The sequence below is a fragment of the Kocuria rhizophila DC2201 genome, assembly GCF_000010285.1.
GTDB classification, from domain to species: domain Bacteria; phylum Actinomycetota; class Actinomycetes; order Actinomycetales; family Micrococcaceae; genus Kocuria; species Kocuria rhizophila_A.
Window position 1 is genome coordinate 175,838 of sequence record NC_010617.1, and the last position, 26,058, is coordinate 201,895.

Sequence of the window (26,058 nt, forward strand, 5' to 3'; positions counted from 1 at the left end):
GGCTTCTACACGCGGGGGTTCTTTGCTGTCTCCGCCCGGCGGCCCCGGGGGTCTGCCACCGCTGCTCCTGGTCGCGTCTCCCGCGGCGCACCCGGCGCAGGACCCGCCCACCACACCCCCAGGGCACGCCGAGGTTGCCCGCCTACCGTCAGGGGTGTCGGCGGGAGGTCCGCCGCGTGCGCGGGCGGCTCCGCTCCGGGGGAGGAAACGGTCATGGAACGGCGGATGCGTGTGATGGGCGCGGCCACGGCCCTGCTCGCGGTCTCCGCCGTGGCCACCGGGTGCGGCCTGCAGCACCAGCGCGGCACCGCCATCGAGCTCACCCCCGTGAGTCCCAGCCCCTCCGCCGCGACACCTTCGACGGGCGGGTCGTCCCAGCCCTCCCCGGCCACGTCCCAGGAGTGCTTCGAGGTGGCCGAGCTGTTCAGCGGCGTGGAGCTGCTGCCCCTCACCGACCAGGCGGAGGACGAGACCACCGACGACGACGCCCTGGACCACGCCCGCGCCGCCGCGGGCCGGGTGCGCGGTCAGCTGCCCTCCGAGGTGCAGCCGGCGTTCGACGAGGTCCGCTCGATCCTCGACGGCGCGGGGGAGACCCTGCAGCCGGGGGAGGCCGCCAAGATCCACCGGGCCCTCGACCCCGCGGAGGCCTGGCTGCAGTCCCACTGCGCGGCCACGGCCCGCCCCGGCGGCTGAGCGGGGCGGCTCACGGGCTGAGCCCCGGGCCCGGGGCAGGAGCTGGACACCAGGTCCGCGCCAAGCGCCATGAGCACGAGCGGGGACTCCCGCTCACATGCTGAACTTCACCCGAGCGACGCGGCCCTGCGGTCCCCCGGGCCTGCGGTCTTGCGGCTCTGCGTTCTTGCGGGCCGGGCCGACGCCGCAGAGCCCCGCTCAACCGGTCACAGCTCCACCCACACCGCGCTGTCCACGGTGAGCCGGTCGTTGACCACGGCGTCCTGGCCGCTCGTGAGCAGCAGCGTGCCGTTCCCGAGCTCCGCGACCTCCGCCTCGGTCTCCCCGAGGTTCGCCGCCACCAGCACGCGGCGGCCGCCCCGGGCGCTGAGCACGTAGGCCAGCACGCCCTCCGGACCGTCGCTCAGCGGGTGCCACGAGAAGTCCGCGGTCCCCACCCGCAGCTCGTCCCGCAGCGTCAGCGCACGCCGGTACAGGTTCAGCGTGGACTGCGGGTCGCCCAGCTGGTGGTCCACGGTGATCTGCGCGAAGGACTCGGGCTGCGGCAGCCACGGTTCCGCACCGAAACCTAGCCCCTCGCCCACGGGCGACCAGGGCAGCGGCACGCGAGCGCCGTCGCGCCCCAGCTCCGCGCCCGCGGTGCGGTGGAACGTGGGATCCTCGCGGGCGGCGTCGGGAAGGGACGTGTGCTCGGGCAGACCCAGCTCGTCCCCCTGGTAGACGTACGCCGACCCCGGCAGGGACAGCTCCACCAGTGCGGCGGCGCGGGCGCGGCGCAGGCCCTGGCCGTGGTGGGGCTGCTCGTCCTGCGCGCCGATGCCGTTGGGGTACGCGGTGCGCGAGCCCAGGCCGTAGCGGGAGGCGTGGCGCACGGTGTCGTGGTTGGAGAGCACCCAGGTGCACGGCGCGCCCACCTCGTAGTTGGCGCGCAGGGAGATGTCGATGGTGTCCCGCATGCGGTTGCGGTGCCACCCCGAGATCAGGAAGTCGAAGTTGAAGGCCTGCTGCGCCTCGTCCGGGCGCACGTAGCGGGCCAGGCGGGACGCGGGGCCCACCCACGCCTCCACCACGAGCATCCGGTCCCCGGGGTACTCCTGCAGCACGCGGTGCCAGTCCCGGTAGATCTCGTGCACGCCGTCCTGGTCGAAGTACGGGCCGGTGTCCATGGTCTTGGCGGGATCGTCCGCGTTCGCGCTTTCCTCGTCGTCTCCGACGACGCCGCCCGGCCCGGTTCCGGCCCCGCACGCCTGCTCGGCGCCGACCGTCTCCGGCCCGGAGGGTGCCGGGCCGGTCTCGGCCGCGGCCGTGGAGTCCACGGGGACGTCCTGAGCGGCGGGGCCGGTGCGGTCCGCTGGGGCGCCGTTCGCGGCGTCGTCCTCCGCGGCTGTGCCCTCCACCATGTGCACCTGCTCGTCCCAGTCCGGCAGGCCCTCGGCCTTGATCATCCCGTGGGCCACGTCCACCCGGAAGCCGTCCACACCGCGCTCCAGCCAGAACCGCAGGATCGCGCGGAACTCCTCCCACACCTCCGGGTTCTCCCAGTTCAGGTCCGGCTGGGAGGAGTCGAACAGGTGCAGGTACCACTGGCCGTCCGCCACACGGGTCCACGCGGAACCGCCGAACAGGGACTTCCAGTTGTTCGGCGGCAGCTCCCCGTTCTCACCGGACCCCTCGCGGAAGATGTAGCGGTCCCGCTCGGGTGAACCGGGTGCCGAGGCCAGGGCGGCCCGGAACCACTCGTGGTCCTCGGACGTGTGGTTGGGCACCAGGTCCACGATGATCTTCAACCCCAGCCGGTGGGCCTCCTCGCGCATGCGGTCGAAGTCCTCGAGCGAGCCGAAGCGGGGATCCACGGTGCGGTAGTCCGCGACGTCGTAGCCGGCGTCGTGCTGCGGCGAGAGGTAGAAGGGGGAGAGCCACACGGCATCCACGCCGAGCCGCTTGAGGTACGGCAGCTTCTGGGTCACGCCGCCCAGATCCCCCATGCCGTCACCGTTGGAGTCCTTGAAGGAGCGGGGATACACCTGGTAGATCACGGCATCGCGCCACCACTCGGAACCGGAGGGGGCAGGGAAGGAAGTCTGGGAGAAAGTCACGCGTTCCAGGCTACCCACGTCCGGGCGCAGGGGGCCAAGGGGCACCACGCCCTCTGCAGGGGACCCGCCCCACGGCGCGCTACCCCGTGCGACCCCCCGCCCGCCCGCTGCATTTGCTCCGTAAGTGCAGAAAACAGGACCCTCAGCTGCATTTGCTCCACTGGACAGCGTCCACATCTCGGGGCGGGTGCGCCGAGGGGCGGTGCAGCCTCCGGCCCAGAGGGTGTGCGGGGCAGGGTTGTGGATAACCTGCCCCGGTCAATGGATCACCTACCTACAGTTCGGGCATGGTGTTGTACCAGCAGCGTCCAGTCCCGTTTCCCCCTGAGCCCCTGGTGGTCCCCACGGCGGAAACCGGCCGACGCGCCTCACAGTTGCTCGGCAGCCCGGGCGTGCAGCGACTCGCGCGGGGACTGTGGGTGCTCCGGGACCAACCGCTCACGGCGGTGGAAAGAGCCGTTCTCCTGCAGCGGCATCTGTGCCGACCCGAGGCCGGGCTCCTGGTGAGCGGCCTGCACGGGCTGGAGCTGCTGCGGCTTCCCGTGGGCGGAAGCGAGGCGTGGGTGCAAGACGTGCTTGCGCGGCCCCACCAGTCGCGCGGCCAACGTCAGGGGGTGTTCAGCGCTTCGTCACTGAACGCCGCCTACCACTGCGTTGAGCTGCTCTGGACTGGTCACCGCGCCCAGTCCAAGCAGGACGGAGTGCGCATTGCCATGTCCCACGGTCTGCCCGGCCTCGAGGGCCCATGGGGCAGCAGGGTTGCCCACCCACTGGAGATGCTGTCCCGGATGAGCACCGTGCTGTCTCCATGGCGGATCACCGCGTGCCTGGACGCGCTGCTGTCCACCCGGTTCGTCATGCCCGGCACGTCCCGCCCGCTGCAGTTCACGCGAGACCAGTTGGAGGAGAGTCTGGACCAGCTTCCTCCGGCCGCCCGAGGGGTCATCCGGCTGCGCCGCGCGTGGCGTGACGCCCGGTCACCGTGCTGGTCGGCGGCGGAGACCCTGACCCGGTTGATCATTGCCCGCCACGACCTGCCTGAGCCGTCCCTGAACCATCAGGTGACGATTGCAGGGCGCACGTTCTTCCTGGACCTGGCATGGCCGGGTGCGCGAACGGCCGTGGAGTACAACGGCGGTGTTCATGCTCGTGAGGTGTCCCAGTACCGGGACGAGATGTACCGCCTGTCCCTCCTGCGAGACGCGGGGTGGGACGTTACGGTCCTCACGTGGGACGATCTCCGCTCCCCGGCGCGCAGGATGACGTGGCTCTCACGCATTCAACGGAACCTGAGTCGCTCGCACCGTGCTCTCGAGTGGAGTAAATGCAGCCACACGGCCTTGAATCTGCCGTAACGGAGCACATGCAGCACCTGCAGGACAGGCCCCCAGGCTCACCGGCCGGCGGGGGTGCCGCTTCCCGGGTGCGGAGAGCGGGGGCGACGGCGCTCGGTTCCGCCCCTCCGGGTCAGTTCGCCTGCTGCAGCTGCGCCAGCGGGGCCCAGCGCCGGAAGATGCGCCGCAGTGCCGCCGTCGCGGATCCGAACTCCCCCTCACGCAGCAGATCCAGGGCATCGGCCATGTCCTGCGGGGACTCGTCCGGCTGGATCCGGTCCGCCAGGGAACCGTAGTCCAGGCTCACCAGGGAAGCAGAGCTGAACGAGCCCAGCCAGCGGCCCAGTCGGGTGAGGTCCTGGGCGAAGGCGGCGGCCTGTCGGGCCTCGTCCGGGAGGTCGTCCTCGGGGGCGTTGCCGGAGACGGCCCGCCCGGCGTCGTCGACGGTCCGTGCGGCGTCGAGCGCGCGCCGTGAGGCGGTGTCAGCGGGGGCGATGAACCGGTGGATCTCGTGCCCGGAGTGCTGCGACGCCACGTGGTCCGCCGGTTCGAAGGCCGCGAACCACGCGAGGGGGACGGCGTAGGCGGCCTCGCGGGTGTAGACGGGTTGGAAGGCCTCCGTGGAGGTGGCCCGGGCGGCGTCCTCGACCTCGCGTTCGGGGACGAGGAGGGGCAGGAGCTGGGCGCTGTCCTCGTTCTCCGCCGCGGTGAACAGACGCAGGGAGCGGCGCAGCCTCTGGGTGGGGTGGAACACTGGGAAGTCCCCGGGGTGGTTCGGGGACGCACCGGGAACAGGCCCCGGGGAGCCCGAAGTGTCCGCGGACCCCGAAGCGCCCGGAGCCCCCGCGGAACCTGACGCACCTGCAGCGCCCGAGGCGCGAGCGGCCCCCGGACGGCCCGGAAAACCGGAAGCGCCCGCAGCGCCGGGGGCACCCGCAGAACCCGAGGCACCCGCGGCGCCCGGGGAACCGGAGGAACCCGATGGCCCCGCTGCACCCGGCACCCCCAGCAACCGCCACGCGCCGGCCGGTGCCGTGGAGAACGGCATGGTCCACAGGGGTTCGCGGGCCGGGGGCAGCAGGGACTGGGAGGTGTCCGTGAGGCGGGCGAGCTGCTCCGAGAACTCGTGCACCCCGCCGGTGAAGGGGTCCAGGGCGCGGGGGATGCCGGGGGCGTAGTGGGCGTCGAGGTCCTGCTGGGGCACGTAGACACGCAGCGCGAACCGCAGGGGCGGGCCCGTGATGCTGCGGTAGGCGCTGCCCGCGTTGATCAGGGGCACGGGATCAGTCGATCTCGATCACGACGGGCGCGTGGTCCGAGGCGCCCTTGCCCTTGCGCTCGTCGCGGTCGATCCAGGCGTCCTGCACGCGCGCGGCCAGTGCGGGGGAGCACAGCTGGAAGTCGATGCGCATGCCCTCCTTCTTGGGGAAGCGCAGCTGCTTGTAGTCCCAGTAGGTGTAGACGCCGGGGCCGGGGTGGCGCGGGCGCACGACGTCCTGGTAGCCGGCGTCCTCGATGAACGCGTGGAATGCCGCGCGCTCGGGTTCGCTGACGTGGGTGTAGCCGCCCTCCTTGAAGAGCTGGATGTCCCACACGTCGTCGTCCTGCGGGGCCACGTTCCAGTCGCCCACCAGGGCGATCTGCGCGTCCGGGTCCTCCTGCAGCCACTGCTTGGCATGGCCCTCCAGCACGCGCAGCCACTCGAGCTTGTACGGCATGTGGGGGTCGTCCAGGCCGCGGCCGTTGGGCACGTAGAGGGACCACACGCGCACACCGCCGCACGTGGCGCCGATCGCGCGGGCCTCCTGCGCCGGCTCCTGGCCGGGCTTGCCGAACGTGGGCTGGTCCGGGAAGGTGCGCTGCACGTCCGTGAGCCCCACGCGGGAGGCGATCGCCACGCCGTTCCACTGGTTCACGCCGAAGTGGGCCACCTCGTAGCCCGCGAACTCGAACAGCTCCCACGGGAAGTTCTCGTCCTTGGCCTTGGTCTCCTGGATGGCCAGCACGTCCACGTCGGAGCGGTCGAGCCACGCCTCGATGCGGTCGGCGCGGGCGCGGATGGAGTTCACGTTCCACGTGGCGATTCTCATGGGCTCCACCGTAGCCATCCGCGCCGCACCGGAGAAACCGGTGCAGTGCGCTCCGCACGGGTCGCCGTCCGGGGACTTCCACAGGAGCCCCAGCCGTGGCACGGCACCCCCGTGAACGCCGGGCAGTAGGGTGGCGGGATGAGTGCTTCGCGTGTGCTGTCCGAGATCAGAGAACGCCGGATCGTCGTCAAGGCGGCGGGGATCGGCGCGGGTTCCCTGCTGGGGGCACAGGCAGCGGTGGTGGCCTCGCTCGCGGGCATCGACTGGTGGAAGCAGCGCGGGCGCAAACAGCGTGACGCCCCCCGTCCGGGAACGTTCACGGCGCAGGTGCAGGACTCGGAGCTGACCATCTACACCTCGGGTGAGGACGTCTACGAGGACATGCTGGAGGCCATCGACGGCGCCGAGCGCTCCGTCCACATGGAGACGTTCATCTGGAAGAACGACGAGATCGGGCAGCGCTTCCTGGACGGCATGAACCGTGCGGCGGAGCGCGGCGTGGACGTGTTCGTGATCTACGACGGCTTCGCCAACCTGGTGGTCCCGCAGACTTTCTACCGCTTCGACAGCAAGGTCCACGTGTTCCGCATGCCGTTCCTGCGGCGCCCGTTCTGGAAGGGGCCGCTGCGGTTCTCCGGCCTGAACCACTCCAAGATCCTGGTGGTGGACGACGAGATCGGTTTCGTGGGCGGGTTCAACATCGGGTCCATGTACTCGCGGCAGTGGCGGGACACCCACATCCGGGAGGTCGGCCCAGCGGTGTGGGGGCTGCGCAACGCGGTGGCCACCGTGTGGAACGAGGACCGCGAGCCGGGCACGGCCATCGAGTGGGTTCCGCCCAAGAGCTGGGACCCGGAGGTCCGGGTCAACGCCAACCTGCCCATCCAGATCGTGTATCCCATCCGCGAGATGTACATGAACGCGATCGACCGGGCGCAGGACCACATCTGGATCAACACCCCGTACTTCATCCCGGACCAGCAGGTGCTCGACACCCTCCTGGACGCCGCGGCCCGCGGGGTGGACGTGCGGATCATGGTCCCCAAGGACTCCAACCACATCCTGGCGGACTGGGTGTCGCGCGGCTTCTACGGCCAGCTGCTGCGCGGCGGAGTGACCATCCTGCTGTACGCCGCGAGCATGATCCACTCCAAGACGGCCACGATCGACGGCGAGTGGTCCACCGTGGGCACCGCCAACCTGGACCGCCTCTCCCTGTCCTTCAACTACGAGACCAACGTGGAGATCGTGGACCCGGACTTCGCCGCGCAGATGGAGAAGGTGTTCCTCGCGGACAGCGAGCACTGCGAGGAGCTCACCTCCCCGCGCTGGCGGGACCGTCACCCCATGGCGCGCGTTGCCGAGGTCCTGCTGGTCCCGCTGCGCCCCCTGCTCTGACATCCCCGCCGGACGACGACGCCGCACGGCCGGCTCCCGCGCGCCCGTCCCCGGACCGCCGCCGCCCTCGCGGAACCCTGCACTCCCCAAGATCGGGCTCCCCGCCCCAGCAATAAGCCCCCCACCCCAGGGTTAAGTGCAGGTTTTGCCCCTCAGGGGCCGAAAAGTGGCAAAAGCTGCACTTAAGAATGTGGGCGGGGGCGCTGGCGAGGTTGTGGCCCCCGGGAAGGGGCGCGGCGGCGTCGTCGTGCGGCGGGTGTCAGCCCAGCGTGAGGTGACCGCGCAGCGTGGTGGCGGTGTACTCGGTGCGGAACAGGCCGCGGCGCTGCAGCTCGGGGACCACGAGGTCCACGAAGTCCTCGAGCGAGTCCGGCTGCACGGGTGGCATGAGGTTGAAGCCGTCCGCCCCGCCGTTCTCCAGCCACTCCTGCATTTGGTCCGCAATCGACTCCGGGGTGCCCACCATGGTGCAGTGGCCCCCGCCAGCGGCCAGGCGCCCGAGCAGCTGGCGGACCGTGGGGTGCTCCGCCTCGACGATCCGCAGGATGGTCCCGTAGCGGCCCTGCGGCCCGGTGAACTCCTCCAGGGGCGGCAGCGGGGGCACGGGCGCGTCCAGGTCCCAGGCTGAGCAGTCCTGCTCCACGAACGTGGAGAGCTGCGCGAGGGACTGCTCCACGGGCAGCAGCCGGTCCACGCGGTCCTGCTTGGCGAGGGCCTCATCGTGGGTGCGGCCCACGTAGGTGACCAGCCCGGGCATCACGGCCACGGACTCCGGATCGCGGCCGGCCCGCGCGACCTCTGCCTTGACCGAGGAGTAGTACTCCTGGGCGGCGGGGAGGTCGTAGGCCACGGCGTAGATCCCCTCCGCGTAGTCCCCGGCCAGGGCCTTGCCGGGGCCGGACGCACCGGCCTGGAAGAGCACCGGCTCGCCCTGCGGGGAGCGCGGGACCGTGAGGGGTCCGTCCACCAGGAAGTGGCGGCCCTCGTGGTCCAGGCGGTGCAGCTTGGAGGGGTCCGCCCACCGGCCCTCGGGGTCCGCGGTGACGGCGTCTTCGTCCCAGCTGGCCCACAGGGCGCGGGCCACCTCCACGAACTCGCGGGCGCGCTCGTAGCGCTCGTCCTTGGGCGGCATGGCCCGGTAGCCGTGGTTGCGGGCTTCCGCATCCCACATGGAGGTCACCACGTTCCAGCCCGCCCGGCCGCCCGAGATGTGGTCCAGGGACGCGAGCATCCGGGCCGCGTGGAACGGGGTGAAGAACGTGGAGGAGACCGTGCACACCAGGCCGATGCGCTCGGTGGCGCGCGCCATCGCGGACAGCGCGGTCAGCGGTTCGAGCGACCAGTGGGGTCCGCCGGACACGTCGCCCACGCTGTGGCCGTCCGCGAAGAACACGGCGTCGAACAGGCCGCGCTCGGCGGTCTGCGCGAGCTCCTCGTAGTAGGTGATGTCCGTGAGGCGGTGCACCGAGGAGTTCGGGGCGCGCCACGCGGCCTGGTGGTGGCCGGCGCCGTAGAGGAACGCGTTGAGGTGGAGGCGGCGGGCCGGTGCGGTCGTGGGCGACGACGCCGCAGCGGCCGTCCCGAGCGTCGGCCCGGCTTCGGGGGTGGTTGCCGACGCCGCGCCCCCGGCAGGTGCCGTGCGCGCGGGACCGGGCTGGGCGGCGTCGTCGTGCGGAGAGGGGGCGGCCATGTCAGTCCATCACCAGCCCGCCGTCGACCACCAGGTTCTGGCCGGTGACCCCGCGGGACCAGTCCGAGGCGAAGAACAGGGCGGTGTCCGCGAACTCCTCGGGGGTGGTCACGCGGCCCAGGGGAGTGCCGGCGGCAATGAAGTCGAAGACCTCGTCCGGGGTGGCGGCGCTCGCGTCCGTGGTGCGCAGCAGGCCGCCGGAGATCATGTTGACGGTGATGCCCTGCGGGCCCAGATCCTTGGCGGCGGTGCGGGTGAGGGAGAGCAGGGCGGCCTTCGCGGCGGTGTAGTCGTGGTAGGGGACCACCGGGCTCTGGAAGAGGTTGGTGCCGATGTTGATGATGCGCCCCTCGCCAGCCTCCGCCATGCCCGGGGTGACCGCCTGCATCACGTTGAGGGCACCCACCACGGCGCCCTGGAACTGCTGGGTCAGGTTCTCGGCGGTGAGGGTGTCCAGGGTGGGGCGGGCATCGCCGTTGAAGCTGAAGTCCACCAGGGCGTTGTTCACGGCCACCGTGATCGGTGCGCCGAAGTGCTCCCGGGCGCGGGCGACCATGTCCCGCACCTGCTGGGCGTCGGTCACGTCCGCCTGGACCGCGAGTGCCCGGTCCTCCCCGAGTTCGCTGACCAGCGCACGGGCCCGCTCCTCGCTGGAGTGGTAGTTCACGACGACGCGCGCACCCTCGCGCGCGAACGCCCGGCTGAGGTGCTCCCCGAGCCCGCGGGCTCCGCCGGTGACCAGGACGATGGTGTTCTCGATCCGCATGCTCACTCCTGTGGCTCACGGCGAAGAAAGCGGTGCGCCACCTGCGCGGTGCCACCGTGACATCCCTTCGCCAGTACTAACTGGACAGGTTCGACGGGTGTCATCTCAGCCGCTGCGGTCCTCTGTCTGCCCGCCCGGTGGGCGGGGAGGGTGGCGGCACCCCGTGTCACTGGTGGCCAGTGTAGACGGAGCCGCTCAGCCTCATGGCAGCCGCCCCGCGTGCGCCGCCCAAAAGCGCACTGCTACCCTTGCTGGCTGGTGTGCCGGGAAGTCTGGTCGGCGGTAATGAGCGTGATGCCCGTCGACACTGGAGTGATCCATGCCCCCGCACCACAGCACCACCCCTGCCCACGTTGAGCCCGGAACCCCGGGAACCGTGGTGCAGACAGAACCCTCCGGCTTCGTCTCGGAGCCCGGTTTCTTCAACCATCCTGAGCCCCCGTGCGAGCCCGACCACCCCTCGGGCGGCCTCTTCTCCCGCCTCCAGGACGTCCTGCGCCGCGAGACCGTGGCCGGCATCCTCCTGGTGGTCGCCGCCGTCCTCGCCATCGTCTGGGCCAACTCGCCCTTCGTGGAGAGCTACTTCGCCCTCCGGGACCTGAAGGTCGGCTACGAGCCGTGGCACCTGGACCTCAGCCTGGGGACGTGGGCCGCGGACGGGCTGCTCGCCGTGTTCTTCTTCCTCGTGGGCCTGGAGCTCAAGCGCGAGTTCGTCGCGGGTGATCTGCGGGACCTCGGGAAGGCGGCGGTGCCGATCGCGGCGGCCGTGGGCGGCGTCGTCGTCCCGGCTCTGATCTACGCGGGCGTTAACCTCGGCAGCCCCGAGACCCTGGGCGGCTGGGCGATCCCCACCGCCACGGACATCGCGTTCGCGGTGGCCGTCCTCGCGATCGTGGGCTCGCACCTGCCCAGCGCGCTCCGCCTGTTCCTGCTGACGCTCGCGGTGGTGGACGACCTGCTCGCCATCACCATCATCGCGGTCTTCTACACCGACGAGGTGCACGTGCTCCCGCTGCTCCTCGCGCTCGTCCCGCTGGCCGTGTTCGGGCTCCTGGCGCACCGCTTCCCGCGCTTCTTCGCCCACCGCACGTGGGCCGCCTGGGCGATCCTGGTGCCGCTGGCCGTGATCACGTGGGCCCTGGTGCACGAGGCCGGGATCCACGCCACGGTCGCGGGTGTCCTGCTCGGTTTCGTCGTCCCCGTCCTCGCGGGGAAGGCCTCCGGGGAGCCCGTGGAGCTCGCCGAGCACCTTGAGCACCGCGTCCGGCCCCTGTCTGCCGGGTTCGCGGTGCCGGTCTTCGCGTTCTTCTCCGCGGGCGTCGCGGTGGGCGGCTGGGACGGATTGACGACGGCGCTCGCCGCCCCCGTCACGCTCGGCATCATCGCGGGCCTCGTCCTGGGCAAGCCCCTGGGCATCATGGGTGCCACGTGGCTCACCACCGTGCTCACCGGACGCAAGCTGGACCCGTCCTACCGGTGGATCGACCTGGTGGGGATCGCGCTGCTGGCCGGGATCGGGTTCACGGTGTCCCTGCTGATCTCGGAGCTCAGCTTCGACCCGGCCGCGGACGCCGGGGACCAGGCCAAGGTGGCCGTGCTGACCGCCTCGGTCCTGGCGGCCGTGCTGGCCGGCGGTGTCCTGGCGGTCCGCAACCGCCGCTACCGCAGCGCGTCACCCCGGGTGTTCGGGAACGACGCCGCAGAGGCGTAGGGACCGGGGGCTTCCGTCCCCTGCGGTGGTCGTTGCGGAGGTCATGTGCCGGGCGCTTCCCGGGGCCGAAACTGTGTCAGTCGCGAGGTCGGATCGCGTGGAACGGAAGCCGTGCCATGGCACTCCACGACGCGCTGAGGGCCCGCATCACCGGGGCCCCCAATGAGTGACGCCGCCGGGCACGACCCGCTCGGCGGCGTCGGCGCTGAACGGGAGCGGGTTCAGCCCTCCCGCCACCACGCGTCCGCCGGGGTGACCGGCACGGTGCGCTTGTGACGGGAGCGCAGGAAGATCTGCTCCAGCTTCTCAGCGACCTCCACGGGGACGTCCTTGCCCTCGAGGTAGTCGTCGATGTTCTCGTAGGTGAGCCCCAGCTCGTCCTCGTCCGTGCGGCCGGGGTTGTCGTTGAGCAGGTCCGCGGTGGGGACCTTCCCGACCAGCTGCTCCGAGGCTCCCAGGTACCCCAGCAGCTGTCGGTTCTGCCGCTTGTTCAGCCCGGCCAGCGGCAGGAGGTCCGCCCCGCCGTCCCCGAACTTGGTGAAGAACCCGGTGATGGACTCCGCCGCGTGGTCCGTGCCGATCACCAGCAGGTTGTGGTCCCCGCCCACCGCGTACTGCGCGGTCATGCGCACGCGGGCCTTGGTGTTGCCGCGGGTGAAGTCGCTGAGCTGCTCACCGGTGGCGGCGGCGTAGGCGGCCTCGAACCCGTCGACGGCCGGAGCGACGTCGTACGTGACCACCCGGTCCGGCTCGATGAAGGCGAGCGCCGCCTGCGCGTCGTCCTCGTCCTGCTGGGTGCGGTACGGCAGACGCATGGCCACGAACTCCGCGGGGATCTCGTCCTCGCGCAGCTTCTCCACGGCCAGCTGCGCGAGCCGCCCCGCGAGCGTGGAGTCCACGCCGCCGCTGATGCCCAGCACGAAGCCCCTGGTGTGCGTCGCCCGGAGGTAGTCGCACAGGAAGTCGACGCGTCGCGCCGCCTCCGCCTCCGGGTCGATCTGCGGGGCCACCCCGAGCTCGGCGATGATCTGTGCCTGCAATTCACGCATGCCGCCATGCTAGCGACCGTGTGTTTCCGGCACATCACGTCCCACCCGCCGGATGACGACGACGCCGCGCCGGCGCCTGCTCCGGTTCGCGCCGTGTGTGAGGCAGGGCAGGGCGGTGTCGTGAGATGCTGGTCACATGACTGAGAACACCTACGACACCATCCTGGTCCGCCGCGAGGGACGCGTGGGCGTGATCACGCTGAACCGCCCCAAGGCGCTGAACGCGCTGAACGTGCAGACCATGACCGAGCTCGTGGCGGCCGCCACCGACCTGGACCGCGATCCGGAGATCGGCGCGATCGTCCTGACCGGCTCCGAGAAGGCGTTCGCCGCGGGCGCCGACATCAAGGAGATGGGCTCCAAGACCGGTTCGGACATGTACCGCGAGGACTTCTTCTCCGCGTGGGACACCTTCGCCCGGCTGCGCACTCCGAAGATTGCCGCGGTCTCGGGCTACGCCCTGGGCGGTGGCTGCGAGGCGGCCATGATGTGCGACATGATCATCGCCGCGGACACCGCCAAGTTCGGGCAGCCGGAGATCACCCTGGGCGTCATCCCGGGCATGGGCGGCACGCAGCGGCTCACCCGTGCGGTGGGCAAGGCCAAGGCGATGGACCTCATCCTCACCGGCCGCCAGATGGACGCCGAGGAGGCCGAGCGCTCCGGACTCGTCTCCCGCGTGGTTCCCGCCGACTCCCTCATGGACACCGCGCTGGAGGTCGCCGCGAAGATCGGTTCCATGTCCAAGCCGGTGGCCCAGCACGCCGTGGAGACGGTGAACACCGCGTACGAGACCACCCTGGCCGCCGGCCTGCAGTACGAGCGCCGCGTGTTCCACGGGCTGTTCTCCACTGCGGACCAGAAGGAGGGCATGGCGGCCTTCACGGAGAAGCGGAAGCCGAACTTCTCCCACGAGTGAGCACCAGAGGTGCACCGCGCGGGGTGGTGCACCACCCGGTGACACGCATCGACGGCGCCGTTCCGGGGGAGGCCCGGGGGCGGCGCCGTCGTGCTGCCCGGCGGCGGTCGCAACAACGGAGCAGATGCGGAAATTGAGCGGTTCTGGTGCGTTTGCTCCGTTCTTGCGCGGGGGTGGAGGCGAGAGGTGGGCGGTTTTCTGGGGGCGTGCACCAACGGAGCAAACGTCGACATTCGGGCCGTTGCGTGCACTTGCTCCGCCAGGCAGCACCGGAAGGGCGCCAGGCCGACGCCGCGAGCCCGTGACCACGGACTGTCCCCGCATCTGCGGTCCTCCTGGTACCTATGACCCGCAGCTGCGGATAGGGTGTGTCCATGACCTTCCTCCGCGTGGCCCAGGCGGCCACCTTCCTGGGCGTCAGCGACGACACCGTGCGGCGGTGGATCGAGCAGGGCGCGCTCACCGGGCACAAGAACTCTGCGGGGCACACCGTGGTGGACGGGGCGCAGCTCGCGCAGCTTGCCCGCCGCAATGCCGTGAGCCCCGAGGACCCCGCGAAGGTGGGCAGCTCGGCCCGGAACAGGCTGGTGGGGCTGGTGACCGCGGTGAAGTCCGACCCCGTGATGTCCCAGGTGGAGCTGCAGTGCGGTCCGCACCGGATCGTGTCCCTCATGAGCACGGAGGCGGTGGAGGACCTCGGGCTCGAACCGGGATCCGTGGCCACTGCCGTGGTGAAGTCCACCGCGGTGATCGTGGAGACGGAGGGGCGCAAGTGATGGCGCGCGCAGAGCGGAAGACACCGGGCACCGCGGGTAAACGCCGCCTCACGGCCCTCGTGGCCGCTGCGGGTCTGGGTGCCCTGGTGCTCACCGGCTGCGGTGGGCAGAGCGGGGCAGGTGACGCATCGGCGTCGTCCTCGGAGGCCGGGGGCGGGGACAAGACCCTGCGGGTGTCCGCGGCGGCGTCCCTCACCACGTCCTTCGACCAGCTCTCCGACGAGTTCGAGAAGGACCACCCCGGCGTGAACGTGGACGTGAACTACGGCGGGTCCTCGGGGCTCGTGCAGCAGCTCACCGAGGGCGCACCCGCCGACGTGTTCGCCTCCGCGGACCAGAAGAACATGAAGAAGCTCACGAACGCGGATCTCACCCAGGGGGAGCCGAAGATCTTCGCGACCAACGTGCTGACCCTCGTGGTGCCCAAGGACAACCCGGCGGGGATCACGAGCGTCCAGGACGTGCTGGACAAGAAGGTCAAGCTCGTCACGTGCGCGCCCGAGGTGCCGTGCGGCGCCGCCACCCAGAAGGTGGAGAAGGCCAACGGTGTGGAGCTCAAGCCCGTGAGCCAGGAGAACGCCGTGACGGACGTGCTCGGCAAGGTCACCAGCGGCCAGGCGGACGCCGGGATCGTGTACGTCACGGATGCCAAGGCTGCCGGGGACAAGGTCACCACTATCGAGATCCCCAAGACGGACGAGGCGATCAACAAGTACCCGATCGTGGCACTGAACAAGTCCGAGCAGCCGGAGCTCGCCGCGCAGTTCGTGGACCTGGTCACGGGTGAGCGCGGGCAGAAGATGCTGAAGGACGCGGGCTTCGGCACCCCGTGACGCGCGGCTTCTCCGCCACCCCGCGGTGGGTGCTGCTCCCGGCGGCCGTGGGTGCCCTGCTGATCCTGCTGCCCCTGGTGGGGATGCTGCTGCGCATCGACTGGGCGCACCTGGGGGAGCTGCTCACGAGTGAGTCCTCGCTCGCCGCGCTGTGGCTGAGCCTGCGCACGGCGGTGGTCTCCACCGTGCTGTCCGTGGTCCTGGGCTGCCCGCTGGCCCTGGTGCTGGCGCGGTCCACGGCCCGGGGCCTCACCGTGTTCCGCTCGCTGGTGCTGCTTCCGCTCGTGCTGCCCCCGGTGGTGGGCGGCATCGCGCTGCTCTACACGTTCGGGCGCATGGGATTCCTGGGGCGTCCTCTGGGCGCGCTGGGGGTGGACATCGCGTTCTCCACCGCAGCGGTGGTGCTTGCGCAGACGTTCGTGGCCCTGCCGTTCCTGGTGGTCTCGCTGGAGGGTGCGCTGCGCACCACGGGCACCCGCTACGAACAGGTCGCCGCGGGCCTGGGCGCCTCCCCCACGCACACGCTCTTCCGCGTGACGCTGCCGGTCGCCCTGCCCGCTGTGCTCTCCGGCGCCGCGCTGTCCTTCGCGCGCTGCCTGGGCGAGTTCGGCGCCACCCTCACGTTCGCCGGCAGCCTGGAGGGCGTCACCCGTACGCTGCCGCTCGAGATCTACCTGCAGCGCGAGACTGATCCCGACGCCGCCGTGGCCCTCTCCCTGCTCCTCGTCCTGGTCGCGCTGCTGGTCGTCAGTCTCAGCGCCCCCGCACGACGACGCCGCGGGGCCGGCTTCCGCGCCAACCTCACCCGGTGGGTCGGCCGGGGTGGCGCCGACGGGCCGGGCGGTCGGGCCGATCCGGAGCCGCGCGGGGAATCCGCCGCGCCGGGCTCGACCGAGGGGGTCCTCGCCGCGCCGGCCGAGTCGGTGGAGTGGCGGGTCGGTGCGGGTGTGGGGGACCGGTCTGAGGCGACCTGCCACCCGGACCGCAGTCGGGCGGGCGTGGGCGGGGTGTCGGACGCGTCGGCGCCCAGAACCCGGGCCGCGGGCGGGCTCTCGCCGTCCGCGTCGCTGCCGTCGACATGGGAAGATGCGCCGTCGGCCACGACCCCGGTCTCACCTGCCAGTCCGGCGCAGGGGTCCCACCGCCCCATCGGGCTGCGCGTGGACGTGCTTCACGAGCAGCGGCATGCGGCGGCCGAGTTCACCGTGGAGCCGGGCGCCACCGTGGCGCTGCTCGGGCCCAACGGGGTGGGGAAGTCCACGGTGTTCGGCGTGATCGCCGGACTGGTGGCACCGGATCGCGGTGCGGTCCAGGTGGGGGAGCGGTGCGTGGTCCGAGCGGGCACCGGAGCTCGGCCCGTGTGGGTCCCCGCGCACCGTAGGGGGGTGGCCCTCATGGCGCAGGAGCCTCTGTTGTTCCCCCACCTGAGCGTGCTGGACAACGTGGCGTTCGGGCCGCGGGCGAGCGGGGCAGGGAGGGCGGAAGGGCGGCGTCGTGCCCGGGCATGGCTGCGGGAGGTGGGCGCGGAGGAGTTCGTGCAGCGGCGCCCGGACGAACTCTCGGGAGGGCAGGCGCAGCGGGTCGCGATCGCGCGCGTGCTGGCCGCGGACCCGCGCGTGATCCTGCTGGACGAGCCCATGAGCGCACTGGACGTGGCGGCCCGCCCGCGGATGCGCGAGGTGCTCAAGCGCGTGCTGGCCGGGCGCACCGCGGTGGTCATCACTCACGACGACGCGGACGTCGCCGAACTCGCGGACGGGGTGGTGCGGATGGATCGGGTCATCCGTGGTGGGAATGGCCGGTCGCACCAGGCTGAGACGACGTAATTCCACCATGACCGGCCCGCCTGTTCCACAGGTCAGGGCCGGTCCTCGTACGTACGGAGGACATCGATGTCCGCTGTGCCGGACAAGCCCTGGCCGTCAGCCCTGCGAGGGCTGATCTCCCCTTGCGATCACCCGCGGGGGTGCCGGGGCCCCTACTTCACTTCGCGGGTGAGCACCCGCCAGATGCCGATCAGCAGCGGCACCCCGATCCACAGCAGCGAGGACGTTCCCAGCTGACCCCACTCCGTGGCGGTGAGGTCCACTCCCTCCATGAGCGGGGCGGAGGCCGCGGTGATGCTCACCCACGCGCCGAGATCCTGCAGCGCGGGCACCATCAGGGCAGCTGCCGAGTACAGGATGGGCAGGACGAAGTACGCGACGATCGCCAGGGGCACGGACAGCAGCGCCAGCCCGAACGCCACACCCTGCAGGAGGGCGAGCATCTGGCTGAGCCACTGGCCCGCCAGCTGACCGGGAGCGAGGTCGATGTTCACCGGACTGCCGGAGAGACCGGCGGAGATCAGGTGGGCGATCAGCGCCAGGACCCACGCGGCCGCGAGGGCGATCGTCCCCAGGACGAGTGCCGCGAGGAGCTTGGCGAGCACCACACGGAGCCGGCGGGGTTCCTGCGTGAACGTGATCAGGGCGGTGCGCTGACTCCACTCGTTGCACGCCGTGATGATCCCCAGCACGGGCAGCAGCAGCCCCTGCGGCGTCAACGTCACGACGAACAGCCCGGGGAGGTCGGTGCCCTGCTCGCGGGTCAGCCAGGTGACGAGCCCCAGCGCGAGGGCGGTGAGCACGCCGATGGCGATCAGCAGACCGCGCCCGGCGCGCGTGTCCACCTGTTTGCGCAGCTCGACGCGCAGCAGGGTGAGGAACGAGAGCCCGCGGCCCGTCGGTTCGGCGTGGCCCCACGGGGCCGTGGTGGTGGTTGCGGTGCTCATGCGGTGGGCTCCTCTCGGGCGGGCAATGCCTGGGCGGGTGACGGCTGCGCGGGCGGTGTGGTGGCGGACGACGCCGCCGCGCCGGGTGCGGGCGTTCCGCGCCCCCGCTCGTCGCGGGCGGTGTCCGCGGTGAGCTGCAGGAACATGTCCTCCAGCCGGGTGCCGTCCGCGGGGCGCAGCAGGCTCAGGGGCACACCGGCGTCGAGCGCCACGCGACCCACGCGGGCGGCGTCGGCCTCGATCTCGGCGGCACCGTCCGCGCGTCCCGAGAAGGCGATGCCTGCGGCGCTGAGCGCGGTGGCGAAGGCCGCCTGGTCCTCGGCGTCGGCCACGCAGCCGGGGCGGGTGGCGAGCAGGTCCGCCATGCGGCCCTGGGCGACGATCCGGCCGTGGCCGATCATCACGAGGTCGTCCGCGACCTGCTCCACCTCGTGCAGCAGGTGTGAACTCAGCAGCACGGTGCCGCCCTGGTCCGCGAAGTCCCGGAGCAGGCCACGCATCCAGCGGATGCCGGCGGGGTCCAGGCCGTTGGCGGGTTCGTCGAGCACGAGCACCTGGGGTTCCCCCATCAGTGCGCCCGCGAGACCGAGGCGCTGGCGCATGCCCAGGGAGTAGTTCTTCACGCGGCGGCGTGCCTCGGAGGGCTCCAGCCCCACGAGGTCCAGCATCTCGTCCACCCGTGCCTTACCCGCACCCGTGATGGTGGCGGCGAGCTGCAGCACCTCGCGGCCGGTGCGCCCGGGGTGCTGCGCGGCGGCGTCGAGCATCACGCCCACGTGCCGACTGGGGTTGGGCAGCTCGGCGTAGCGGCGGCCGAGCACGAGCGCCTCGCCCGAGCTGGCCGGCGTGAGACCGGTGAGCATCCGCAGTGCCGTGGACTTCCCGGCGCCGTTGGGCCCCAGGAAACCGGTGACCCGGCCGGGCTGTGCCACGAACGAGATGTCGTCCACCGCGGTGAATCCGCCGTAGCGCTTGGTGAGGTGCTCGATGCGAATCATGCTCTCCATCCTGACGGCCGAACGGGGTGGGACGGTGGAGGTGGGGATGCGGGCGAGTCTCGTAGAGCGGTGCGGCAGGAGAGGAGTGTCGACGAATTCACGCAGACAGGGTTCTCAGGCACGCTCGGAGGGTGAGCGGACGACCCGCCTTCACCGAGGCAGGCGTGGTTCGTCGACGTGCACCTCCCACAGGTGCAGGTCGATGGTGACCTCTGGGCCCACCGCGTCTTGCGCCCTCTCCGCGAGTCGTTCGCCCTCGCAGCGGCTGGCCTCCCGCTGCTCCGGCGTGGGCCAGCCCTCTCGTGGTCGAAGTGCTGGTTGAAGTTCCGGGTCCACGCCAGGACGTCCCGGGTCAGTTCCGGCGGGAGGGGGAAGTCCTCCTGGTCCAGGAGACCTTCCTCTCCCCGGAACGGCCAGCCGCAGCCGTATTCGTTGAACATGCGAACGGTCGTCGGCGTGGACATGGGGTCGTTCCTCTCGGGGGACGGCTGGTCCCACGATCCTCGCCCGCCTCGAGGTGTTCGACAAGGGGTGGAGACTGCGCCGGTCGGCGGCGTGATTGCAGAACGAGCCCCCGCCGTCCGGCGCCCGCCTCCGGATCGGTAGCATGAGCCGGGCCGGTGACCGTCCGGCGTCGACATCGAGAAAGGACAACCCATGGCTTTCGTCTGCAGCGCCACCTGGACTGCGAAGCCCGGAGAGGAGGACACCGTGCGTGACGCGCTCTCCCACCTCTCCCCGGCCGCTCGCCAGGAGCCCGGGAACCTCTACTACCAGGCGTACCAGAGCCCGGAGGAGCCTGCCGTGTTCCGCATCTTCGAGGTGTACACGGACAAGGATGCGTTCACGGCCCATGTGAGCTCCGAGCACTTCGACCAGTGGGGAACAAGCCAGGCGATCCCCGTCCTGGCGGAGCGTGCGCACAAGACCTACGAGACGCTCGACTTCTGACCGCCACACGTGACCAACCACGCGGGGACAACGCCGCCGCGCCCGGATTCTGTCCCGGCTGAACGAGGACCCGCGTGGGCCCTTGCCCTCAGCGAGGTCTTCCAGGCGCCGATCGTGCTGGCCGCGCTGCTGGTGGTCCTGCCGTGGACCGTGCACAGGAGCCTCGGGGCACTGCTGTGGGGCGTGGTGGCGGCGCTGGCGGTCTGCGGGGTCTCACTCGCCACGGTCACTGTGCTGACGCGCCGGGGTGTGCTCACCGACCACCACGTGAGCGTCAAGGAGCACCGCCGCCCAGTGATGGTCGGAACGTTCCTGCTGGTGGTGGCGTTCCTCGCCGCGACTCTCGCGTTCCACGGGCCCGTGGAGATCACGGGCCTGCTCACCGCCACGCTCGCCGCGAGCGCGGCGGTGGCCCTGGTGAGCCCGTGGTGGAAGATCTCGGTGCACGGCATGATGATGGGCGGCACCGCGGTGATCCTGCCCGTCGCGTGGGGGCCGTGGGGCCTGCTCTTCATCCCGGTGGCGGTGGCCGTCTGCGTGAGCCGCCGCGTCCTGGGCGCGCACACATGGCCGCAGCTGGTGGCGGGTTCCGCCTACGGGGTGGTGTTCCTGGGCGGGATCTACTGGCTGATCGCGGTTTGACGTGTTGTGCCGGTGCCCCCCCGGGATGACGACGCTGCACCGCGCCCGGCTGCCTCTCTGCGCTCTTAAGCTGCGTACCGTCGCTCAACCCAGCGGCAGTCTGCGGTGTCGTGGTGGGCCGGAAGCGAGGGTGATCAGGGGCCGGGTACTGGGGGGTGTGGGCCAAGGCGAGCCGGCGCCTGACGGGCGCGGGCGGCATCGTCAGGTCAGCGCCACGAGCAGCCCGGCCGCCAGCAGGCCGCCCACCACGACCCACCCGGTGACGAGCAGTGTGGTGCGGATCCCGAAGTGGCGGGCGACCATCACGATGGACGGGATGCTCAGCGCCGGCAGGGTGATGAGCAGGACCCCGGCTACCCCGTAGCTCGCGCCCGCGGCGGTGAGGCCCACGACCACGGGGATCTCGCCGCCCGTGGGGATCACCAGTGCCGCACCGATCACGCCCACCAGGAGCAGTGCGAGCGGCCCGGTGTGCTGGCTCAGGGCCGCGAAGTCCGAGAGCCACCCGGAGAAGAACCCGACGAGCACCACCAGGAGCAGGTACTCCGGGACCAGGATCAGCAGGTAGCGGCCCAGGGCCCTGCCGAAGCGGGAGAGCATCTCACCCCACGTCTGCGGATCGGCGGGCAGAGTCTCGGGGGTCTTGACCTCCACCGTGGAGAAATGACGGCTCACGAGCACAGCCGCAACCAGGACCACCACGATGCCCACGACCACGCGCGTGGTTACGAACGGCCAGGACATGGTGAGTCCGAGAAATACCAGCACTGCGGGATTGAGCAGCGGATTGGCCAGCCAGTACGCCACGGTGGCCCCCGCCGGCGCCCCGGAACGCCGCAGACCGATGGCCACGGGGGCGGTGCAGCACGTGCACATCATGCTGGGCAGAGCGAGCAGCGCTCCCGAGATGCCCTGTCCCCAGGACGTTCTGCGGCTCAGCGCCCGCAGCAGCCAGCGGCGCGGCACCAGGGACTCCAGTGCGGCGGCCATCAGAAGGGCGACGAGCGCGGCCTTCCACACGGCCTTGAGATAGACCACCGTGAAGTCGAACGCGCCCTGCAAGGACGGAGTGGAACCGGCCGCGTCGAAGATCGCCCCGCCGTCCCACATGCCGGTCTCTGCCAGCTTGTGGGCCTTGAGGTCGTACGGGAGCCACTTGGCCCACAGCAGACCTGCCACCAGGATCACCAGGGTAAGGGCCGCCCCCGCCCAGGCCATGCGCTTGGCGGGGGTGGCGGTCTCGGGGACTTCAACTGGTGCGGTGGTCCTCACGGGGGCCTTTCGGGGCGAGGGGATGATCGCGTCGTCATCCGGGGGCGACGACGCCGGGCCAGCCTACGCCCGACGCCCCCCTTCGGCGGTCGGGCGGCGCGGTGCTCGCACCGAGTTCAGGTACGGCCCCAGGGGCTCCCCATCGGGGAAGTTGCCTCTCAGCTCCTCCATGAAGCCGCTCGGAGACGAACCGTCCCAGACGCGGCTGATGTTCTGTGGCTCGACGGCTGGGTCGAAGGGTATGACGTCGAGCGCCGCGGGCCCGCGGTCCACGGCCACGATCTCGCAGCGGTACTCACGCCGCGCGGTGCCGTCCGAGACGACGACGTGCCCGTACCCCTCCTGCAGGTGCGCCGAGACGACCCGGAGGTCCGGGTAGAGGTCGTCGAGCAGCGCGGGAGTCAGCGACAGATCGTAGAGAAATCCTGCCCAGTTGTACCGGAGGATCTCGGGCAACTCGCCGTACTCCAGTGCCACCCGTCCGGCCTCCGCCACGGTGATGCCCACGATGTTCTCCCCGGCGGCGACATCGCACGCCCGGTGGTAGAAGTTGTGCGTCTTTCCCATGGATGATTCTCCGTGCTACGAGTGGGAGGCCGGGCGGTACGGTCGGGTCTTGGGCTCGTCGAGAAGTGCCCCACCGGTGGGGCCTCACGATCCCTGAAGGAGTGTCCCATGAACCACCAAGACCTCTCGTTGGTCCGACCTCTGTCGAGTCGGGACGGCGACGCTCTCCGCGCGGCCACCCTGGGCAACATGAACTGGTGCGGAGAACGCTTCTCGCGCGAGGACGTTCTTGCCGATCCCGCAATCGCCCACTACACGGTGTTCGAACCCGAGCGCGGAGACTTCGGCTTCATCATGGTGGACCCTTCGGGCGTCGTCGGCGTGGCCTGGGCACAGTTCCTGGGCGTGGACAACCCCGGGTACGGGTTCGTTGCCGCTGACGTTCCGGAAGCCAGTCTGTGGGTGGCCCCCGAATGCCGGGGTGCCGGGCAGGGGCGTCGGCTGCTCCGAATGCTTCTCGTGGAGAGCGCCGCGCGCGGGCACGACCGCGTCAGCCTCTCCGTGGAGGACGGCAACCGCGCGAGAGACCTCTACGAGTCCGAAAGGTTCTCAGCGGTCCCCGAACGAGAGCATGACGGGGTCCTGGTGTGGAAGGCGGGGTGATACGGACCGGTCGCTCCACGGGAGCGCTGCAGGGAGTCACCAGCAGCGACCTCGAAGATCGATACGGCCCTCGGGCCAGGTGTCCACATCGCGCGTTCCAGTGCACACCATCACCGGGGCGCCTGTTTCTTCGACCGTTTGGCTGGAACCGTTGCGGGAACGGAATCGCTCGGTGACCTCAATGCGCTTGTACCCGCACGACTCGTAGAACGGGACTACCTCTTCTCGACAACCGAGGTATCCGTACTCGGCCGGTGCAATGGATCGAGCGGCGTGGTGCGCTGCAGCGAGCAGCCGCGCACCACAGCCTTGGCCCCGATGCGAGGGGGAGACCAGCACTCCGCCGGTGCCCGCAACCAGCACTTCGCGGTCACCCACGAAAATCATCCGCCGCTGGGTGTCCACGTGACCCACGACCCTCTCGCCCTCCACGGCCATGACGTGCAGCTCGGCGGGAGCGTAGCCATAGGGTGCGTCAAGGTTCCACGGCCCCTCGTCGGTTCCGTACTCCGCATCGAAGAGCTGCCCCAGCTGGCCGGTCTGCTCAGGTGTCAGCTCCCGGTGCCACACCGAGCCGATGTCAGCCACCAAGCTCACTCACCCCGCAGCGACGGGAAGTCCGTGTCCGCGTACTCTACGGAGTCGCCGGAACCGGCCCCGCCTGACGACTCGTCCGCTCCACCCGACGCCGCACCGGCGTCCCCCAGCGTGTCCGGGTGCAGCAACGCCTCCCGGCGGCGCAGCTCCACCCGGCGGATCTTGCCGGAGATGGTCTTGGGCAGCTCGGCGAACTCCAGCCGGCGGATGCGCTTGTACGGTGCGAGGTTCACGCGGCAGTGGTGCAGGATGCTCTCGGCGGTCTCCGCAGTGGGTTCGTGGCCGTCCGCGAGCACCACGTACGCCTTGGGCACCGCCAGGCGGATGGGGTCCGGGGAGGGAACCACGGCCACCTCCACCACGGCGGGGTGCTCGATCACCACGGACTCCAGCTCGAACGGGGAGAGCCGGTAGTCGGACGCCTTGAACACGTCGTCCGCGCGGCCCACGTACGTGAACACCCCGCTGGCGTCCCGGGAGACCACGTCGCCCGTGTGGTAGACGCCGTCCCGGAACGCGTCCGCGGTCTTTGCCGGGTCACCGTGGTAGCCGGGAGTGAGGCCCACGGGCCGGGGGTCCAGCCTCAGGCACAGCTCGCCCTCGGTCTCGCTCTCCTGGTCCGTGTTCGGGTCGATCAGCACCACGTCGTAGCCCGGCAGTGCCCGCCCCATGGATCCGGGCTTCACGGGCATGCCCGGGGTGTTGGCGATCTGCAGGGAGGACTCCGTCTGCCCGAACCCGTCCCGGATGTCCGTGCCCCAGGCGGCTTTCACGCGCGAGATGATCTCCGGGTTCAGCGGCTCGCCCGCGGCCACGGTCTTGCGCGGCGGGTTCTTCAGGTGGGACAGGTCCGACTGGATCAGCATGCGCCACACGGTGGGCGGCGCACAGAACGAGGTCACGTGCTCGCGCTCCATCTGGTCCATCAGCGCCACGGCGTTGAAGCGCGTGTAGTTGTAGAGGAACACGGTGGCACCGGCGATGAACGGCGCGAAGAAGTTCGACCACGCATGCTTGGCCCACCCCGGCGATGCCACGTTCAGGTGCACGTCCCCCGGCTCCAGCCCGATCCAGTACATCGTGGACAGGTGCCCCACCGGGTAGGACGTGTTCGTGTGCTCCACGAGCTTGGGCAGCGAGGTGGTCCCGGACGTGAAGTACAGCAGCAGCGTGGCGTCCGCGGGGGAGGGCTCGAGCACCTCGAACGTCTCCGGCCCGTCGACGGACCGCGCGTAGTCCAGCACACGGTGCTCCCCGATCGGTGCCAGTTCCACGTTTCCGGACGACGACGCCGCTGCGCCGCCTTCCGTACCACCCGCCCCGTCCACGGTGCTCGCATCATCCCCCGACGTCGTGCCCGAGGAGGTGTCCGCGCCGAAGGTGGACGCGGTGGTGCCCCCGGAGGCGCCGGGGCCCGCAGAACCGGCCGGGGCGGCGTCGTCGTCCGCGGAGGAAGAGGTGAAGGCCCCGGAGGTGGGACGCACGCGGTGGTCCGGCTGATCCGGGACCTCGATGATCGTGAAGTTCCCGGGGACGTCCGCGAACTTCAGCGCGTTGCTGTGGGAGGTGACCACCCACGAGGCGTTGCCGCGCTCCACGCGGTCCCGGAGGTCGTTCTCCCCGAGCATCACGGTGGTGGGGATCATGGGTGCGCCCAGCTTGGTGCACGCGAGCATGGTCTCCCACAGCTCCACCTGGTTGCCGAGCATGAGGATCACCCGGTCGCCGCGCTGCACCCCCTGACCGCGCAGCCACGTGGCGAGCTGGGACGAGCGCCGGGAGAGTTCCGCGTAGGTGCGGCGGGTCTGGGCGCCGTCCTCTTCGACGATCACCAGGGCCTCGCGGTCGGCCTCCTCGCCGGCGCCGAGGGCGTCGAACCAGTCGAGGGCGAAGTTGAAGGTGTCGAAGCGCGGCCACTCGAACTCGGCGTGGGCGGCGTCCAGGTCCGTGCGCAGGCGCAGCAGCTGGTCCCGTGCGGCGCGGAAACGCTCCGTGACGGACTGCCCGTCGGTGGGCTGGGCTGCGGTGGTCTCGCTCATGGGGATCCTCGTTCCAGTGCGGGGACCTCGTGCCGCGCCCGTGAACCACGGTGTTCACCGGGGCCGTGCGGTCACCAGGGGTCCGGGTGAGAACTTTCCCCCAACGTACTGCAGGAACCCGCCCGGATGTGGTCCGTGTCACGGGAAATATCGAGGGGTCGAGGGAAGTGGTCGACACAGCCGCCTGGGGAGTGCGTTCCGCGCGGTTCGGCGGCGGGAGGAGCGAGGGGCACCGCGGACGCGCCCGCCCTGGGCGGA

Annotated in this window: 23 protein-coding genes and 1 riboswitch; of the genes, 11 read left to right on the forward strand and 12 right to left on the reverse strand. The window is 71.0% G+C overall.

Annotated elements, in window-relative coordinates; all coding sequences use genetic code 11:
- Positions 1–213: 213 nt before the first annotated feature.
- Positions 214–696, forward strand: coding sequence for a hypothetical protein (locus KRH_RS00770; RefSeq protein WP_012397234.1), 483 nt, complete (start codon positions 214–216; stop codon positions 694–696).
- Between the two features lie 206 nt (positions 697–902).
- Here KRH_RS00770 and KRH_RS00775 read toward each other — a convergent pair whose 3' ends face one another.
- The gene (locus tag KRH_RS00775) at positions 903–2,792 is read right to left on the reverse strand and encodes a glycoside hydrolase family 13 protein (protein WP_012397235.1); all 1,890 of its coding nucleotides are present in this window, start codon (positions 2,790–2,792) and stop codon (positions 903–905) included.
- A gap of 503 nt (positions 2,793–3,295) precedes the next feature.
- Here KRH_RS00775 and KRH_RS00780 point away from each other — a divergent pair.
- Entirely contained in the window at positions 3,296–4,147 is an 852-nt protein-coding gene (locus tag KRH_RS00780) for a hypothetical protein (RefSeq protein WP_226905788.1), read from the forward strand.
- Between the two features lie 112 nt (positions 4,148–4,259).
- Here KRH_RS00780 and KRH_RS12430 read toward each other — a convergent pair whose 3' ends face one another.
- Entirely contained in the window at positions 4,260–5,405 is a 1,146-nt protein-coding gene (locus KRH_RS12430) for a hypothetical protein (protein WP_012397237.1), read from the reverse strand.
- A 4-nt stretch (positions 5,406–5,409) separates the two neighbouring features.
- The gene (locus tag KRH_RS00790; RefSeq protein ID WP_012397238.1) at positions 5,410–6,216 is read right to left on the reverse strand and encodes an exodeoxyribonuclease III; all 807 of its coding nucleotides are present in this window, start codon (positions 6,214–6,216) and stop codon (positions 5,410–5,412) included.
- A 138-nt stretch (positions 6,217–6,354) separates the two neighbouring features.
- Between KRH_RS00790 and KRH_RS00795 the strand changes: the two genes are divergently transcribed.
- Positions 6,355–7,614, forward strand: coding sequence for a phospholipase D-like domain-containing protein (locus KRH_RS00795; protein ID WP_012397239.1), 1,260 nt, complete (start codon positions 6,355–6,357; stop codon positions 7,612–7,614).
- Positions 7,615–7,873: 259 nt separating this feature from the next.
- Here KRH_RS00795 and KRH_RS00800 read toward each other — a convergent pair whose 3' ends face one another.
- Together KRH_RS00800 and KRH_RS00805 are read right to left on the reverse strand one after the other, a co-directional pair.
- On the reverse strand, positions 7,874–9,304 hold the full coding sequence (locus tag KRH_RS00800; RefSeq protein WP_012397240.1) for an LLM class flavin-dependent oxidoreductase: 1,431 nt from the start codon (positions 9,302–9,304) through the stop codon (positions 7,874–7,876).
- 1 nt (position 9,305) lies between these two features.
- Entirely contained in the window at positions 9,306–10,070 is a 765-nt protein-coding gene (locus KRH_RS00805; protein ID WP_012397241.1) for a 3-oxoacyl-ACP reductase, read from the reverse strand.
- Between the two features lie 45 nt (positions 10,071–10,115).
- Positions 10,116–10,244, reverse strand: a riboswitch (TPP riboswitch).
- 145 nt (positions 10,245–10,389) lie between these two features.
- Here KRH_RS00805 and nhaA point away from each other — a divergent pair.
- On the forward strand, positions 10,390–11,781 hold the full coding sequence (gene nhaA / locus KRH_RS00810; RefSeq protein ID WP_012397242.1) for a Na+/H+ antiporter NhaA: 1,392 nt from the start codon (positions 10,390–10,392) through the stop codon (positions 11,779–11,781).
- A 221-nt stretch (positions 11,782–12,002) separates the two neighbouring features.
- Here nhaA and nadE read toward each other — a convergent pair whose 3' ends face one another.
- A complete protein-coding gene (gene nadE / locus KRH_RS00815) occupies positions 12,003–12,830 on the reverse strand; it encodes an ammonia-dependent NAD(+) synthetase (protein WP_012397243.1) in 828 nt (275 codons plus the stop codon).
- Between the two features lie 136 nt (positions 12,831–12,966).
- Between nadE and KRH_RS00820 the strand changes: the two genes are divergently transcribed.
- The 4 genes from KRH_RS00820 to KRH_RS00835 all read left to right on the forward strand — a co-directional run bounded on the left by KRH_RS00820 (position 12,967) and on the right by KRH_RS00835 (position 17,184).
- The gene (locus tag KRH_RS00820) at positions 12,967–13,749 is read left to right on the forward strand and encodes an enoyl-CoA hydratase (RefSeq protein ID WP_012397244.1); all 783 of its coding nucleotides are present in this window, start codon (positions 12,967–12,969) and stop codon (positions 13,747–13,749) included.
- A 374-nt stretch (positions 13,750–14,123) separates the two neighbouring features.
- Complete coding sequence (locus tag KRH_RS00825) at positions 14,124–14,525, forward strand: TOBE domain-containing protein (RefSeq protein ID WP_012397245.1); 402 nt, start codon at positions 14,124–14,126, stop codon at positions 14,523–14,525.
- On the forward strand, positions 14,525–15,358 hold the full coding sequence (modA, locus tag KRH_RS00830) for a molybdate ABC transporter substrate-binding protein (protein ID WP_012397246.1): 834 nt from the start codon (positions 14,525–14,527) through the stop codon (positions 15,356–15,358). The genes KRH_RS00825 and modA overlap by 1 nt, the downstream gene beginning before the upstream one ends.
- Complete coding sequence (locus KRH_RS00835; protein WP_012397247.1) at positions 15,355–17,184, forward strand: ABC transporter permease; 1,830 nt, start codon at positions 15,355–15,357, stop codon at positions 17,182–17,184. Before modA ends, KRH_RS00835 begins: the two co-directional genes overlap by 4 nt.
- Positions 17,185–17,336: 152 nt before the next feature.
- Here the strand turns inward: KRH_RS00835 and KRH_RS00840 are convergent, their stop codons facing one another.
- Both KRH_RS00840 and KRH_RS00845 read right to left on the reverse strand, forming a co-directional pair.
- Complete coding sequence (locus tag KRH_RS00840; protein ID WP_012397248.1) at positions 17,337–18,131, reverse strand: hypothetical protein; 795 nt, start codon at positions 18,129–18,131, stop codon at positions 17,337–17,339.
- The gene (locus KRH_RS00845; protein WP_012397249.1) at positions 18,128–19,129 is read right to left on the reverse strand and encodes an ABC transporter ATP-binding protein; all 1,002 of its coding nucleotides are present in this window, start codon (positions 19,127–19,129) and stop codon (positions 18,128–18,130) included. Before KRH_RS00845 ends, KRH_RS00840 begins: the two co-directional genes overlap by 4 nt.
- A gap of 657 nt (positions 19,130–19,786) precedes the next feature.
- Here KRH_RS00845 and KRH_RS00850 point away from each other — a divergent pair.
- Together KRH_RS00850 and KRH_RS00855 are read left to right on the forward strand one after the other, a co-directional pair.
- Positions 19,787–20,080, forward strand: a complete 294-nt coding sequence (locus tag KRH_RS00850; RefSeq protein WP_012397251.1) for a putative quinol monooxygenase — start codon at positions 19,787–19,789, stop codon at positions 20,078–20,080.
- 9 nt (positions 20,081–20,089) lie between these two features.
- Positions 20,090–20,722 carry a hypothetical protein gene (locus KRH_RS00855; protein WP_012397252.1) on the forward strand — a complete coding sequence of 211 codons (633 nt, stop codon included), beginning with the start codon at positions 20,090–20,092 and terminating at the stop codon, positions 20,720–20,722.
- Positions 20,723–20,923: 201 nt separating this feature from the next.
- On the opposite strand, the gene KRH_RS00860 is transcribed toward KRH_RS00855, so the two are convergent.
- Together KRH_RS00860 and KRH_RS00865 are read right to left on the reverse strand one after the other, a co-directional pair.
- Positions 20,924–21,994 (reverse strand): permease, encoded by a 1,071-nt coding sequence (locus tag KRH_RS00860; protein ID WP_012397253.1) that lies wholly within the window; start codon positions 21,992–21,994, stop codon positions 20,924–20,926.
- 63 nt (positions 21,995–22,057) lie between these two features.
- Positions 22,058–22,561 carry a hypothetical protein gene (locus KRH_RS00865; RefSeq protein WP_012397254.1) on the reverse strand — a complete coding sequence of 168 codons (504 nt, stop codon included), beginning with the start codon at positions 22,559–22,561 and terminating at the stop codon, positions 22,058–22,060.
- 108 nt (positions 22,562–22,669) lie between these two features.
- Here KRH_RS00865 and KRH_RS00870 point away from each other — a divergent pair, with 108 nt between their 5' ends.
- On the forward strand, positions 22,670–23,164 hold the full coding sequence (locus KRH_RS00870; RefSeq protein ID WP_012397255.1) for a GNAT family N-acetyltransferase: 495 nt from the start codon (positions 22,670–22,672) through the stop codon (positions 23,162–23,164).
- Positions 23,165–23,200: 36 nt separating this feature from the next.
- Here KRH_RS00870 and KRH_RS00875 read toward each other — a convergent pair whose 3' ends face one another.
- Together KRH_RS00875 and KRH_RS00880 are read right to left on the reverse strand one after the other, a co-directional pair.
- Complete coding sequence (locus KRH_RS00875) at positions 23,201–23,752, reverse strand: GNAT family N-acetyltransferase (RefSeq protein ID WP_226905963.1); 552 nt, start codon at positions 23,750–23,752, stop codon at positions 23,201–23,203.
- 5 nt (positions 23,753–23,757) lie between these two features.
- Positions 23,758–25,800: an AMP-binding protein gene (locus KRH_RS00880; RefSeq protein ID WP_012397257.1), complete on the reverse strand. Its 2,043-nt coding sequence runs from the start codon at positions 25,798–25,800 to the stop codon at positions 23,758–23,760.
- Between the last annotated feature and the right edge of the window lie 258 nt (positions 25,801–26,058).